This is a genomic window from Bifidobacterium sp. LH_450 (assembly GCF_056356715.1).
Window position 1 is genome coordinate 518,591 of sequence record NZ_JBKEUU010000002.1, and the last position, 13,800, is coordinate 532,390.

17 protein-coding genes are annotated in these 13,800 nt (G+C 60.5%); 2 read left to right on the plus strand and 15 right to left on the minus strand.

Annotation, left to right across the window (positions count from 1 at the left end):
* Window positions 1-229: 229 nt before the first annotated feature.
* Window positions 230-1,177 (minus strand): BsuBI/PstI family type II restriction endonuclease, encoded by a 948-nt coding sequence (locus AC1AXT_RS04615; RefSeq protein ID WP_476541747.1) that lies wholly within the window; start codon window positions 1,175-1,177, stop codon window positions 230-232.
* Complete coding sequence (locus tag AC1AXT_RS04620) at window positions 1,159-2,562, minus strand: Eco57I restriction-modification methylase domain-containing protein (protein WP_476541746.1); 1,404 nt, start codon at window positions 2,560-2,562, stop codon at window positions 1,159-1,161. Before AC1AXT_RS04620 ends, AC1AXT_RS04615 begins: the two co-directional genes overlap by 19 nt.
* Window positions 2,563-3,126: 564 nt before the next feature.
* Here AC1AXT_RS04620 and AC1AXT_RS04625 point away from each other — a divergent pair.
* Window positions 3,127-3,519 (plus strand): hypothetical protein, encoded by a 393-nt coding sequence (locus AC1AXT_RS04625; protein ID WP_476541744.1) that lies wholly within the window; start codon window positions 3,127-3,129, stop codon window positions 3,517-3,519.
* 36 nt (window positions 3,520-3,555) lie between these two features.
* Here the strand turns inward: AC1AXT_RS04625 and AC1AXT_RS04630 are convergent, their stop codons facing one another.
* Window positions 3,556-4,467, minus strand: coding sequence for a tRNA pseudouridine synthase A (locus AC1AXT_RS04630; protein ID WP_476541742.1), 912 nt, complete (start codon window positions 4,465-4,467; stop codon window positions 3,556-3,558).
* A 372-nt stretch (window positions 4,468-4,839) separates the two neighbouring features.
* Between AC1AXT_RS04630 and AC1AXT_RS04635 the strand changes: the two genes are divergently transcribed.
* Entirely contained in the window at window positions 4,840-5,448 is a 609-nt protein-coding gene (locus AC1AXT_RS04635; RefSeq protein WP_476541741.1) for a thymidine kinase, read from the plus strand.
* Between the two features lie 210 nt (window positions 5,449-5,658).
* On the opposite strand, the gene rplQ is transcribed toward AC1AXT_RS04635, so the two are convergent.
* The 12 genes from rplQ to rplR form a co-directional block, all read right to left on the minus strand.
* A complete protein-coding gene (gene rplQ, locus AC1AXT_RS04640) occupies window positions 5,659-6,156 on the minus strand; it encodes a 50S ribosomal protein L17 (protein ID WP_476541740.1) in 498 nt (165 codons plus the stop codon).
* Between the two features lie 172 nt (window positions 6,157-6,328).
* Window positions 6,329-7,324 carry a DNA-directed RNA polymerase subunit alpha gene (locus tag AC1AXT_RS04645; protein ID WP_476541738.1) on the minus strand — a complete coding sequence of 332 codons (996 nt, stop codon included), beginning with the start codon at window positions 7,322-7,324 and terminating at the stop codon, window positions 6,329-6,331.
* Window positions 7,325-7,408: 84 nt separating this feature from the next.
* Window positions 7,409-7,807, minus strand: a complete 399-nt coding sequence (rpsK, locus tag AC1AXT_RS04650) for a 30S ribosomal protein S11 (RefSeq protein ID WP_006295251.1) — start codon at window positions 7,805-7,807, stop codon at window positions 7,409-7,411.
* 85 nt (window positions 7,808-7,892) lie between these two features.
* On the minus strand, window positions 7,893-8,270 hold the full coding sequence (rpsM, locus tag AC1AXT_RS04655; protein WP_476541736.1) for a 30S ribosomal protein S13: 378 nt from the start codon (window positions 8,268-8,270) through the stop codon (window positions 7,893-7,895).
* Window positions 8,271-8,451: 181 nt separating this feature from the next.
* Entirely contained in the window at window positions 8,452-8,565 is a 114-nt protein-coding gene (rpmJ, locus tag AC1AXT_RS04660) for a 50S ribosomal protein L36 (RefSeq protein WP_003814578.1), read from the minus strand.
* Window positions 8,566-8,587: 22 nt separating this feature from the next.
* Entirely contained in the window at window positions 8,588-8,806 is a 219-nt protein-coding gene (infA, locus tag AC1AXT_RS04665) for a translation initiation factor IF-1 (protein WP_006295254.1), read from the minus strand.
* A 123-nt stretch (window positions 8,807-8,929) separates the two neighbouring features.
* Window positions 8,930-9,517: an adenylate kinase gene (locus AC1AXT_RS04670; RefSeq protein WP_476541734.1), complete on the minus strand. Its 588-nt coding sequence runs from the start codon at window positions 9,515-9,517 to the stop codon at window positions 8,930-8,932.
* Between the two features lie 318 nt (window positions 9,518-9,835).
* On the minus strand, window positions 9,836-11,308 hold the full coding sequence (gene secY, locus AC1AXT_RS04675; RefSeq protein ID WP_476541733.1) for a preprotein translocase subunit SecY: 1,473 nt from the start codon (window positions 11,306-11,308) through the stop codon (window positions 9,836-9,838).
* A gap of 753 nt (window positions 11,309-12,061) precedes the next feature.
* Window positions 12,062-12,520 (minus strand): 50S ribosomal protein L15, encoded by a 459-nt coding sequence (rplO, locus tag AC1AXT_RS04680; RefSeq protein ID WP_476541732.1) that lies wholly within the window; start codon window positions 12,518-12,520, stop codon window positions 12,062-12,064.
* A 2-nt stretch (window positions 12,521-12,522) separates the two neighbouring features.
* Complete coding sequence (gene rpmD / locus AC1AXT_RS04685) at window positions 12,523-12,705, minus strand: 50S ribosomal protein L30 (protein ID WP_476541731.1); 183 nt, start codon at window positions 12,703-12,705, stop codon at window positions 12,523-12,525.
* 3 nt (window positions 12,706-12,708) lie between these two features.
* Window positions 12,709-13,431 (minus strand): 30S ribosomal protein S5, encoded by a 723-nt coding sequence (gene rpsE / locus AC1AXT_RS04690; RefSeq protein ID WP_476541730.1) that lies wholly within the window; start codon window positions 13,429-13,431, stop codon window positions 12,709-12,711.
* The gene (gene rplR, locus AC1AXT_RS04695; protein ID WP_476541728.1) at window positions 13,428-13,799 is read right to left on the minus strand and encodes a 50S ribosomal protein L18; all 372 of its coding nucleotides are present in this window, start codon (window positions 13,797-13,799) and stop codon (window positions 13,428-13,430) included. The genes rpsE and rplR overlap by 4 nt, the downstream gene beginning before the upstream one ends.
* Between the last annotated feature and the right edge of the window lies 1 nt (window position 13,800).

The window sequence follows — 13,800 nt, forward strand, 5'->3', positions numbered from 1 at the left end:
TGGCATTTAATATGGCACGCGACATCGGGCGCCGCCCCTTCTACCACACTTCTACCACACTTGCGCCGTACTCGCCCCGCATATCTCCCACGTTTAGCCGGCGGCCGGCTATTCCGCCGCCGGCATTACCAACTTCAAGTTCACGGCAACTGGCGCGCGAACCGAGACCAATCATCATCATGCACCAACGATGACAATCCTGATCTAATCGAACCGAAAGGTATCGATGTCAGTCTCCGTATGGCCCCATGAAGCGGGATCCGTTGAAATGCATCATGTGGTCCGGAGTATCAGCGCACCATGCCTCCGTCTCCCAGGCGAGCAGTGCGAGGTATTTCTGCATGGTCTTGCGGTCCGGGAAACAGGAGACCAGTACGACCTTGTCCCACTGATCGGCAAACAGCTCACGGAGCTCGCTTTTGCGCGTTACATCTACCGGCCCGTGAGTGCTAGCCGCCTCCATCAGGAACAGCCATTCACGGTCTGGGTCCCATGCAATCACATCCGGCGCTTTTTCGCGGGCCTTCAGGCTGATGCCGAGATCGTTCATGAGCTGCGCATCGACAACGCCATGCTTGTGATCGGTGTCATCAATGTAGGCAACGCGGCAGCCCGGCGCGAAACGAGGCAGCATTTCTTCAACCATGGCTTTGATAAGCACCGACTGACCGCTCGGAGAGAGCTCAAGAGATGCGCCGGACGGAAGCAGCACTGGCGTTTTGGGCATGTTGCGGCGCTCTTCCGCCAATGAAGCATAGGAAGTGTGTTGCGCCAAGAAGGACTCAAGCTGAGATTCAAAAGTCTGATTCCCGTAATGCCGGAAAACGTTCAGGGCGTCCTCGGTGACTCGATAGTTCCATTTCGGCGAATTAATCGGGCGGTCGGGCTTGTCAGCATTTTCCTCAACTATTTCAGCCATAACGAACTGATGCAGCGTGAACCGACGGATGGTTTCGCGCGTATTCGGCTTGTAGTCCACACCGAATTGATCTCGGATCCAGTCCATGATGGCACGGGTACCCATCATGGGGTTCTGGGCCTGCTCCCATGAATCGCCGGGCTTGAGCCGTAACAGCGCCAGCAACGTCATGGCGCTGCGTTCATTCAACTGATCTTTGCCGACCCCGAAGTCGCGCAAAGCCTCAATCGCCTCATCAATCAACTTGCTTGCCCCCATGAAAAAATCCTTTCAATAGTCTCGTCAATGAGCTCTTGACTGGCGCTGTTATCGACAGGCAACTTATCGGCCAGCATAGCTAGCTGCGTTTGCGATGGACACGGCATTTGCCTCAAATCAGTCGCATTGACTTGTGTGCTCCCCGACACCTCTCGATACCATTCATCGATAATCGAAGAAGACAGCCATAAGGTCAATCCACGCGCGGTTTTGTCATCCAATGGAACCGTATGGCGGGACGTGCCCTGATGGACATAGTTGAGCTTGTTATCAGCTACGAACTGCACGTCGCTGCATAGATACGATGCATGGATGCGACGCTGCTGTTCCTTTGCGGAAAAACGGTTCACCAAACAATAGCTGCCGGACGGCAGGACAAGATTCCGTGAATCAGCTGCACGGGTTACCCACTGCTCCCGGTTGCAATCAACCGGATGGGCCGTCATGATGCCATTCTGGTTATCGGCCCAATACAGCGGATACCCTTCCCGAGATTCCTCCACGGAGAGAATGTCACGGTTGCGGAACCACACCAGCTTTCCCGTGGACACCCACAGACCTTGCTCGGCTAGGGTCTTGAATCCAGAGAGACGGGAATCTTGCCGCCGAATGCGCACTACGCAGTCGCGTCCCATTAGCAAGTCCTCAAGCAATACCGACTCATGTGATTGGGCGTCCAATGGCTCAGTCGGAGTGATATCGGCATACACTTCAACGCGCTCGTGCTGGGGGCGCTTCGACAGTTTCACCAGCATTATTTCTTGCAGAATATTCATATCCTTGAAATGCTCTTGCCGGGACCCATACACTGCCAACGCATCCAGGCTGCATTCACGAAGCATCCATTTACGGAAATCCTTAAAATAGCCGCCGTTCATCCATGAACGGGGAATGATGGCAACGCATTCGCCGCCATCCGCTAACGCTTGGATGGCTATCACCAGAAATGCCGCATACAGGTTGGTGACCTTCACGCAACCACCATTTACGCTCAATGCCGTCGGCCTGATCTTCTTATAGGGTGGATTAAGAATTGCGCGATCGAATTCGGCATCCAATAGGAGATTAAATACCGAATCATTGATTACCTCGACATCATCACACACCTGCAGGAGTGATGATCTGGACGCTTCGGCAAGATCCGCGTCCTGCTCAATGGCAACGGCGCTACTCCCTTTCGCTGAATGTTTAGCCGTCATTGCACTCAAAATACCAGAGCCGGAACCGAGGTCAAGGATTCGCACGGGATCATCACTATCGCTAAACAGGCTAACGGCTTGTTCGGCAACCGGCACAGGCGTCAAGAACTGCTCCCATTGCTGCTGCTGCTCGGGAGAAAGCGTTACCGCTGCTTCGTTGCGGATTTGAGCAATGGTCTTAGTCATATCTCACAGGATAGTGGATTGAAGAGAACAAAATCTATGCCGCCAGCTCTTCGCCGGATTCGTATCGGCGGCCATGCGGTCAAGCTGTTCGTCGGTCACTCCGAAACTCCTGCATCCATCATCCAAGCGCGCGCTGCCCGGACAACCGCACATTGTTCATTTTCGCATCCAAACGAGGAGGTTGGAAACGCCAGCGAAATGGCAGGGATTGCGCCGGGTGCGACCGGGGGTGCGAGGGACGGCAGCGGCGTTTTACCATCGAATTATCGGCTGAATCAGTCGCCCCCCCCCCCCGACACCTAGGCGCCTAGCCGCACACCCGGCATCCCGCCATGCGGACGCGGCCGTGGTCGCCCCGCATGGTTTTCTATAGTGGGCAGGTAAGCGGTGAGCGAACGCAACAGTGAGTGACGGAGCAACAAAGCAGTCGGCTCCGTACCCACTGCACGCTGCAACAGCCGCGACCACAACGAAAAACGCAGATAGGCCGCCAGTACTGCCAGCAGTTGGGATCGACAGCAATCTGGCGGCTAGGCATACATACCAAATATAAAGGGGACCATCATGCTGCTTGCACTGCTCGTAACGTTCTATATCTACCCGGCTATCTGGCTGATCGCCATGGGCATCGTCGCGCTGATTACCTCGGTCAAGGGCCGCGGCCTGTACAGCGCCGCCATCATGAGCCTGCTGCTGCCACTCATCACGCTGCTCGGCTTCGTCGGCCCGCTCAAGTCCATGCAGGGCCTGGTGTGGGTGTGGTGCGTCGTCAGCGTCCTGATTTCGGTTGCCATTTCGTGGGCCTTGTGCGCCGCGTATGCCCGCACCCCGCAGGCGCGTGACGGCGGCACGATCGCCGTGCGCGCCAAAAGCGCCGTCATCGCGCGGCCGGTCGCCAGCGTCATCTCGATTGCCGTCGTCGCTGCCGCAGCCGTAGCGCTCGCGCTCGTTCTGTAGGACGGCAGGAACCCGGAGAAAATCTAGATTAAAAACTCACTCCAGCGTGCGCTTGGCGCGGATGGCTTCGGCGCGCGCTGCCAGCTCGCCGTCCGCCGGGTACGCAACGTGTTCCAGCGTCAGCCCTTCCGGCGCAATCGGGCCGGTGGAACCCTCCCGCAGCGGCACGGCGATCTTGTCCGCGAACCAGTCGACGCTGCGCTTGCCCAGACCGACCTGAACGCAGCCGTTGACCAGCGAACGCACCATGTTGCGCGCGAATGCGTCGGCGACGATCGTGAACGCCAGCAAGCCGGATTCCGCAGCCGGCGCGACGTATGCCGGCGAATCTTCCTCCCCCGCATACGAAACCAGCGGCCGCGGCTGCACGCGCTGCCAGCGCGCGAACTTGACGTCGCGGATCGTCGTGCCGCCGGGATTCGGCGTGGCGAAGGAACCGAAATCGTGCAGTCCCAGCGTCAGTGCGGCGGCTGCGTTCATCTTCTCCTCATCGAGATCGGCATCGACGTGCCATACGAAGCCAGCGAGCCGCGGGTCGCGGCGCACCGAGCGGTCGGCAACCCTATATATATAGGTGCGTTCCAGCGCGGAGAAGCGCGCGTCGAACCCTTGCGGCGCCACGGTGACCGAATACACCGAAATATCGGCCGGCAGCATGCGCTGCAGCCGCCGTTCGAGCGCTACCGTCGGCTCCACGTTCATATGGCCGACGCAGCGTTCGAGCGCGGCTTCGTCGACGTCGAGATGGCATACCTGGTGGCTCGCGTGCACGCCGGTATCGGTGCGCCCGGCCACCGTCAGCCGCGGCGAGCCCTCCCCCTGCTCCGGAAGCCGCAGCAGCTTTGCCAGCGCCGCTTCGAGCGTTCCCTGCACGGTGCGCAGCGCCGGCTGCTTCGCCCAGCCGTAGAACGCGCCGCCGTCATACCCTAAATCAATCCGCAATCGCACGCGGCAATTCTACCAATGGGGGCTTCTCAGGAAAATGCGACCTAGCTTTTTCCGACGCCGCGAATCGTAAACCGCGAATCCGGCGAAATATGGCGTGTCGGAGGTTTACATTCCGAGGCGAGGAAAAATTGCTGGACGGAAGAAAGAGGAAAGGTCCCGGAACCCCATGGGTGCCGGGACCTTCGATCAGCAAGACGCCCGGACGGCGCCGGGCTACGAGCTTTTCAACCTTCCATTTTATCTGAAACGCGACAGGAATGCACCGCGTGGCGTACGTTCCGGAAGTATCTTTCTTCAACGCCACGGCTTAGAATGGCGGCTCGGACGAACCAGAGGTTGAAGGAACCGAAGACGGAAGGGACCGGAAGGACCATGGCCAAGCTGTACTTTAAATTCGGCGCGATGGGCGCCTCGAAGACCGCCAACGCGCTGATGGTGCGCTACAACTACCTGGAACGCGGCAAGAAACCGCTCATGCTCAAGCCGCGGATCGACGACCGGGACGGCGAACGGATGATCCGCTCCCGCATCGGGCTCGAAGCCGAATGCGGCTTCGTCGAGGAGTTCCTCGAGGACGTGGCACGCCACCCCGGCCAGCCGCTGGATGCCGATGCCATCATCGTGGACGAAGCGCAGTTCCTGACGACGGCGCAGGTGGATGCGCTGGCGGCGATCGTCGACGACTACGACATTCCCGTCATCTGCTATGGCCTGCGCACCGATTTCCAGGGGCACGGGTTCGAGGGGTCGACCAGGCTGCTGCTCATCGCCGACAAGCTCGAGAACATCAAGACGGTCTGCTGGTGCGGGCGTTCCGCCACCTTCACCGCGCGTCTCGACGGCAGCGGGCGCATGGTGCGCAGCGGCGACAAAATCGTGCTCGGCGGCAACGGCACCTATATTTCGCTGTGCCGCAAGCATTACCGGGAAGGCATCACGCAGGCGCCGGCCCTCACGCAGGCAATCGACAACGCAGCGTAGCGACAGGGGCCCGGCGCGCCCGTCACGCAGGCAACTGCAGAGAACCGGCAAGCAGCCCTCCTCCATCAGGAAGCGGGCTGCTTTTCGTAGCGCCAGTCAACCAACAGGCAGCGCCTAGGCGCACTCCACCGGCCTGAAAACGAAACTGCCCCGCAGGTACACAACCTGCGGGGCAGTTCAATCAAGCTGACTGGAAATCAGCGGGAAGCCTCACTCGGCGGCTTCGGTGGTCTCCTCGGCAGCGGCCTCAGCCGGAGCCTCGGTGGCCGGAGCTTCAGCAGCCGGCTCTTCCTTGGCGGCGACCTTCGTCGCGGCTTCGGCTTCCTTGACGACGGCCTGCTTCGGGCTCACCGGCTCCGTGACGAGCTCGATGATGGCGGCCGGAGTCGAGTCGCCCTTGCGCGGCGCGATCTTGATGATGCGGGTGTAGCCGCCTTCGCGCTGCTCCATCTGCTCGGCGATTTCGGTGAACAGCTTGTGCACGACGGACTTGTCGCGGATGACGCGCATCACGCGGCGGCGCGAGTGCAGGTCGCCACGCTTGGCGAACGTGATCAGGCGCTCGGCGAGCGGGCGCAGGCGCTTGGCCTTCGGCAGCGTGGTGGTGATGCGGCCGTACTTGAACAGCGCGGTGGCCATGTTGGCGAGCATCAGGCGCTCATGTGCCGGGCTCGAAGCCAGACGCGGGCCTTTCTTAGGGGTAGGCATTGGTTTCTCCTTGGGTGTCGGAACCGCTGCCGGCCAGGTGGGCATGATGCCCGAGCATCCGGCCGGCTTGGCGCCGACGATTGTTGTGACTGGCCCGAAGGCGGATCCGGTGGCTCAGTTGGGTGCGAACTACTTCCCGATAGCCCTGCCGGAGCCGTCAGCCGGCCCTTGCTTACTCGTCTTCCGGCGAGAAGAAGGTGCCGCCTTCGAGATTGGTGGTATCGAAGCCGAGCGGCGAAGCCTTCAGGGAGAGGCCCAGAGTCTGCAGCTTCTCCTTGACTTCGTCGATGGACTTCATGCCGAAATTGCGGATGTCGAGCAAGTCCTGCTCATTGTGCGCAATGAGCTCGCCAACCGTATGGATGCCCTCGCGCTTGAGGCAGTTGTAGCTGCGCTGCGTGAGGTTGAGGTCCTCGATCGGAACGCTCATTTCCGGGTTGTCTTCCTCCACCACGGGTGCCGGGCCGACTTCAACGCCTTCGGCGGCGGTGTTGAGCTCGCGGCACAGGCCAAACAGCTCAACGAGGGTGGATCCAGCGGACGCGACGGCGTCGCGCGGGCTGATTGCGGGCTTGGTTTCCACATCCAGGATGAGCTTGTCGAAATCGGTGCGCTGTTCAACGCGCGTCGCTTCGACCTTGTAGCTCACCTTGAGCACCGGAGAGTAGATGGAGTCGACCGGGATGCGGCCGATTTCATCGGTATCCTGCTTGTTCATCTGTGCGGGCACATAGCCGCGGCCGCGTTCCACGGTGAACTCGATCTCGAGTTCGCCATCTTCGGCGAGCGTAGCGATATGCATCTCCGGGTTGGCGATGGTAACGCCAGCCGGAGGGGTGATGTCGCCTGCCGTGGCTTCGCCCTGGCCGCTCTTGCGCAGATACATGACAACCGGCTCATCGTATTCGCTGGTGAGCACGATGCCCTTGATATTCAGCAGGATCTCGGTAACGTCTTCCTCAACCCCGGGCAGCGTGGTGAACTCGTGCAGCGCGCCGGAAATGCGCACCGACGTAACGGCAGCCCCAGGAATGGAGCTGAGCAGCGTACGGCGGAGCGAATTGCCCAGCGTGTAGCCGAATCCAGGTTCCAGCGGTTCGATGACGAACTGCGAACGCTGAGGGGTGATGTTTTCCTCGGTAAGTGTCGGACGCTGTGCGATAAGCACTGTGGTTATCCTTTCAGCTTCGGGCCGGTGGTGCACTCACCGGACTCAAGCGGCTTTGATTGGATGGATATTGAGGAGTAGTGCTCAGACGCGGCGACGCTTCGGAGGACGCACGCCGTTGAATGCGACCGGGGTGACGTCGGTGATCGAACCGACTTCCAGACCGGCGGACTGCAGGGAACGGATAGCGGTCTCGCGGCCGGAACCCGGGCCCTTCACGAAGACGTCGACCTTCTTGACGCCGTGTTCCATGGCCTTGCGGGCCGCGGACTCGGCTGCCATGCCGGCAGCGTACGGCGTGGACTTGCGGGAGCCCTTGAAACCGACATCGCCACCGGACGCCCAGGACACGACTGCGCCGGACGGATCGGTGATCGAAATGATGGTGTTGTTGAACGTAGACTTGATGTGCGCCTGCCCAACCGGGACCGACTTGCGGTCGCGGCGACGCGGCTTGCGCGCGGCTTGCTTTTGAGCTGCCATTGACCCTCGTTTCCTTGTAACGAACTTGTGATTTGCGCACGGGCGATGGGGTGTCTACTCCCCGTGGCCGGTGCGTGCCGCCAAATTACTTGGTGGCCTTCTTCTTTCCTGCAACCGTGCGCTTCGGGCCCTTGCGGGTGCGAGCGTTGGTCTTCGTGCGCTGGCCACGAACAGGAAGTCCCTTACGGTGACGCTGGCCCTGGTAGCAGTTGATCTGAATCTTGCGACGGATGTCCGCGTCGACTTCACGGCGCAGATCGCCCTCGATCTTGTAGTTCGCTTCGAGGTAGTCACGCAGCGTAATCAGCTGCTCGTCGGTAAGATCCTTGACGCGGGTATCCGGATCGATACCGGTCGCGGCAAGAGTTTCCTTAGCGCGAGTGCGGCCCACACCGAAGATGTAGGTGAGCGCGATCTCGATGCGCTTGTCATTGGGGATGTCGACTCCGGCAAGACGTGCCATTGCGATTCCTTCTGTTTCACGCAGGTCTCGCACCGAGCCTCCCGGATCGCTCCGGCCCGGGCCTGCGTTCCCGGGGTTCAGTTACGTTTCGTTGGGAAAAATCTTGGTTTGTAAACAAGATTTTCCGCTGGAACGTTCCTGTGGCTTAGTGCCTTTCTTTGGTGCCGCTGAAGATCTGCTCTCAGCCCTGGCGCTGCTTGTGGCGCGGGTTGGTGCAGATCACCATGACGCGGCCGTGACGACGGATCACGCGGCAGTTTTCGCATATCCTCTTCACACTTGGGCTGACCTTCATGGTTTTCCTTTGCTTTTGTACCTTACTTGTAACGGTACGTAATGCGACCACGGTTCAGGTCGTACGGGCTCATTTCGAGCACCACGCGATCCTGCGGGAGAATGCGGATGTAGTTCTTGCGCATCTTCCCGGAGATGGTGGCCAAAACGATGTGCTTGTTCTCCAGCTGGACGCGGAACATCGCATTCGGCAGTGCCTCCACTACCTGGCCTTCGACTTCAATCACGCCGTCTTTCGCCATGTCTCTCGATTCCGTTTCGTTGATCGATTACACTGGCATGTCCGAAGACACACCAAATTGCAAGAATACACGAAACGCCGAGACTGTCAATCCCGGCGTGTCATGTCGTAGACGCTAGCGCGTTCACTCCCCGCTCTCGTCGTTCGTCTTGTTGGCGAGCTTGGAGACGATGACGTCGTGGATTTCGTCGATGTCGCCGACGCCGTTGACGGTGATGAGCAGCCCGCGGTCCTTGTAGATATCGAGCAGCGGAGCTGTTTCCTTCTCGTAGGTCTCCAGGCGCTTGGCGATGACTTCCGGCGTGTCGTCGGAGCGGCCCTGCTCCTTGGCGCGCTTGGCCATGCGCTCCATCAGCACGTCGCGGTCGGCTTCCAGCGCGACGACGGCGTCGAGCGGCGTGCCCAGCTCTTCGAGCATGGCGTCGAGCGCCTCGACCTGGGAGGCGTTGCGCGGATAGCCGTCGAGGATCCAGCCGTTCTTGGCGTCGTCCATCGCGAGGCGGTCCTTGACGATGGTGTTGGTCAGCTCGTCCGGCACCAGCTCGCCCTTGTCCGTATAGGAGAGGGCCTTGAGGCCGAGTTCCGTCTTGTTCTTGATGTTGTAGCGGAAAATGTCGCCGGTCGAGATGGCGGGGATGTCGTAGTAGGTTGCGAGCAGCGCAGCCTGCGTGCCCTTGCCGACGCCCTGGGGGCCCATGATCAGAAGACGCATCGTTGTATCCTTTTCATCGCGTATGTCCAACGGTTACGCCCCAATCCTACCGTTGCCCTCCCCCACCCCTTTTCCAAGCCGTTTTCTTCATCCCGCCGTCCGCTGCCCCACGGAAGCCGGAGCCGGGCTGCTCTGCCGAAACTGCCCCAAGAAAAGACGGACGTCGCCAAGGAAGAGGAAAGGATGGAAGAAGGAGAAGGAAAGGACGAAAAGGAACGGAAGTAAGAAAGGAAGCTGTTGCGGCAACCGCCACCAAAATAAGAAATCTCCCGCAAAGCGCGGGAGATTTCTCATTGGATAGGGTTCACGCACCGAACGTCAGTCGACGGCCGCTTCCTTTTCGGCATCCGAAGAATCTGAAGGAGATTCGCCGCCGTCGGCGGAACCGGAATCTTCAGCCTTCGCTTCCAGCTTGGCCGCGGCCTTCTTGCCGGCGCCGGTGAGCGCCTTGACGTCGCCGCCTTCCTTATGGTCGGTGTTCTCGAACAGGAAGCCAGCGTACTGGAACTGTTCGGTCTGGGCCTTCGCCTGGCGCAGCGTGTCGAGGCCGACGCCTGCGATGATCAGGATCGTCGTGCCACCGAACGGCAGCTGCGAGTTGAGGTTCAGGGCCATGATCAGCACGGTCGGCAGGAGCGCGACGAACAGCAGGTACACGGCGCCGACGGTGTTGAGGCGGTTGATGACGTACTTGAGGTACCGGGCGGTGGACTTGCCGGCGCGGATGCCGGGGATGAAGCCGCCGTACTGCTTCATGTTGTCGGCCGTCTCCTCCGGGTTGAACGTGATCTCCGTGTAGAAGAAGCAGAAGAACACGATCATCAGCGCGTAGAGCACGATGTACCACACGGACGTGGTGTTGCCGAGGTTGCTGTTGATCCAGGTGACCCACGACTGCTCGGAGTTGCCGAACTGGGCGATCAGCGTCGGGATGGCGAGGATCGACGAAGCGAAGATCGGCGGGATGACGCCGGACATGTTGACCTTGAGCGGCAGGTAGGTCGAGGAGCCGCCGTACATCTTGCGGCCGATCATGCGGCGCGTGTACTGCACCGGGATGCGGCGCTGCGAAAGCTCGACGTAGACGACGAAGATCATGATGACGAGCAGCACGCCGGTGACGATGCCGAAGTGCATCCAGTTGCCGTCGGTGCCGTTGGTGCCCCAGCCGATCTCCCACAGCTGCGGCAGGAAGCCGGAGCAGATGGACAGGAAGATGAGGATGGACATGCCCTGGCCGATGCCCTTGTCGGTGATGAGTTCGGCCATCCACATGATCAGGCCGGTGCCGCCGGTCATGACCATGACGATGACGATGAGGTTCCATACCGAGCCGTCGGGGATGACCTGCGAGCACTGGTAGTTGAACAGCGCACCGGAGCGGGCCGTCACGACGATCGTGGTGGACTGCAGCACCGCGAGGCCGATGGTCAGGTAACGCGTGTACTGCGTCAGCTTGGCTTCGCCGGACTGCCCTTCCTTATGCAGCGCCTCGAAGCGCGGGATGACCACGCGCAGCAGCTGCACGACGATCGATGCGGTGATATACGGCATGACGCCGAGCGCAAAGATCGACAGCTGCAGCATGGCGCCGCCCGAGAAGAGGTTGACGAGGCCGATGAAGTTCTCTGAGTTGTTCGTGGTAGTGGCCACGCAATCGTGCACGACCGTCTCGTCGACGCCGGGCGCCGGGATGAACGAGCCGATCCGGTAGATCACGATGATGCCAAGGACAAAGAGGATCTTGTTCCTCAGCTCCTTGGTCCGAAAGGCCTGGATTAACGTCCTCACCTGGTGTTCCCTCCAATACGCTGTGCGGCAATGCACACTCGACTTAGACACTCTAGCGCTTGACTTTACAGCACAGTGCCTACGTTTTCCAATTGAATCTCATTCATCTTCGGAATATCGTCACATACTCCGGCGCCGTAGCGTGCAAACGTTCCCATCGTAACACCCGCCCTGATTCCGTCCAGTTTTCCTTTCACAAGATTCGCAAACGCCCCCCTTTCCCCAGCCGACAGCGAACACCCTCCCAGCGACTGAAACGTAGCGAGATTGCTACTTTCCAGTCACTGACAGCCCGTGAGCAACTGGAAAATAGCGAGATAGATACATTCCAGTCGGTGACGGGTAGTCAGCGACTGAAAAATGGCAAAATTGATACATTCCAGTCACTGACGCGACGTAGACGACTGAAACATAGCGAGATTTCCACACCCCAGTCGGTCAGGACACAAGCAACTGGAAAATACTAGATCCTCTATATTCCAGTCGGTGACGGCTTCCCAGCGACTGGATTGTATCAGTTTTCCCACTTTCCAGTCGGTGGGAACCTAAGCGACTGAAGCATAGAGAGATTTATACATTCCAGTCAGTGAGGCGGCGCCAGCGACTGGAACGTAGAGAAATCTATACATTCCAGTCGGTGAGGGGTTGTCAGCGACTGGAACGTAGATTGAGGGACCGAGATTGCGGGGATAGAAAAAGGGAGGGCACCCTTATGGGGTGCCCTCCCTTCGCTTCTTCGAAGCGTTAGTCAGTTCACTCGAAGATGGAGCCGCCAGCGGCTTCGATCTTCGTGCGGGCGGAGCCGGAAGCCTTCACACCGGAGATGTTGAAAGCAACGCTCACTTCGCCGTCGCCGAGGACCTTGACCGGCTTGTTGGCGCGCACGGCGCCCTTGGCGACCAGATCGGCGACCGTGATGTCGCCGCCCTGCGGGAAGAGTTCCGCAAGGGTGGCCACGTTGACGACCTGGTATTCCGTCTTGAACGGGCTCTTGAAGCCACGGAGCTTCGGCAGACGCATGTACAGCGGCAGCTGGCCACCTTCGAAGCCAGGACGGACCTGGTAGCGCTTCTTGGTGCCCTTGTCGCCACGGCCCGAGGTCTTGCCCTTCGAGCCTTCACCGCGGCCGACGCGGGTCTTCGCCTTCTTGGCGCCCGGAGCCGGCTTGAGGTCATGCATCTGCAGGATCGTGGTCTCTTCTTCGTTTGCCATGATCAGTCGACCTCCTCAACCTCGACCAGGTGGCGGATGACGTTGATCGTACCGCGCACCGCCGGGGTGTCTTCACGCACGACGCTCTTGCCGATCTTGCGAAGGGTCAGCGTCTGGGCTGCAGCACGCTGCTTCGGATTGGCTCCGCACAGGCCGTGCTTCAGCGTAATCTTCAGGTTAGCCATCTATCACTCACCATCCTTAGCGGCCTTGGCGGCAGCTTCCTCGCGGGCCTTGGCGGCTTCCGCGATGCCTTCGGCGCGGGCGCGCAGCAGGGCGTCAGGGGTGACTTCCTGCAGGCTCAGGTCGCGGCGGGAGGCAATCTCTTCCGGAGATTCGAGCTGCTTGAGGGCGTCGACGGTCGCACGCACCACGTTGACGGCGGTGGTGGAGCCCATCGACTTGGTCAGCACGTCGGTGATGCCAGCGCATTCCATGACTGCACGCACGGCGGAGCCGGCGATAACGCCGGTACCCGGAGCGGCAGGACGGAGCATGACGGTGCCCGCGTGGTCGTGGCCGGTCACCGGGTGGGTGACGGTGCCGCGGATGCGCGGAACGGTGAACATGTGCTTCTTGGCATCCAGCTGGCCCTTGGCGATGGCGGCGGGGACTTCGCGGGACTTGCCGTAGCCGACGCCCACGGTGCCGTTGCCGTCGCCGACCACCACGAGGGCGGCGAAGCTGAACGTACGGCCACCCTTGTGCGTCTTGGACACGCGGTTGATGGTCACGACGCGGTCGAGCAGCTCGTCGCCGCGGTTCTCCTCGCGACGGTTGCGACGCTCGCCACGGCGGCCTTCGCCGCGCTGGCCACGACGGGACTTGCGCTCGTCGTTGCTGGTCTCAGCGGTTGCCTGAGTGTTCTCAGTTTCTTCAGCCACTTGGGTTTCCTTTTCGATGTCGCTCACAGTGCCAGACCTCCCTCACGGGCGCCTTCAGCGACGGCTGCGACGCGACCATGGTACTTGTTGCCGCCACGGTCGAAGACGACCGCGGTGATGCCGGCGTCAAGCGCCTTCTTCGCGATGAGCTCGCCGACCTTGTGGGCGGCTTCCGTCTTGGTGCCTTCGAAGCCATCGAAGTCGGCCATGAGCGTGTTTTCGCTCACCAGGGTGACGCCCTTCGTGTCGTCGACGATCTGGGCGATCATGTTGCGGTTGGTACGGGTAACCACAAGGCGCGGCATTTCCGGCGTGCCGGAGATGCGCTTGCGGATACGGGCGTGGCGGCGCTTGAGCGCAGCCTTCTTGCCCTTGCCGAGGATCTTGACGCTCATA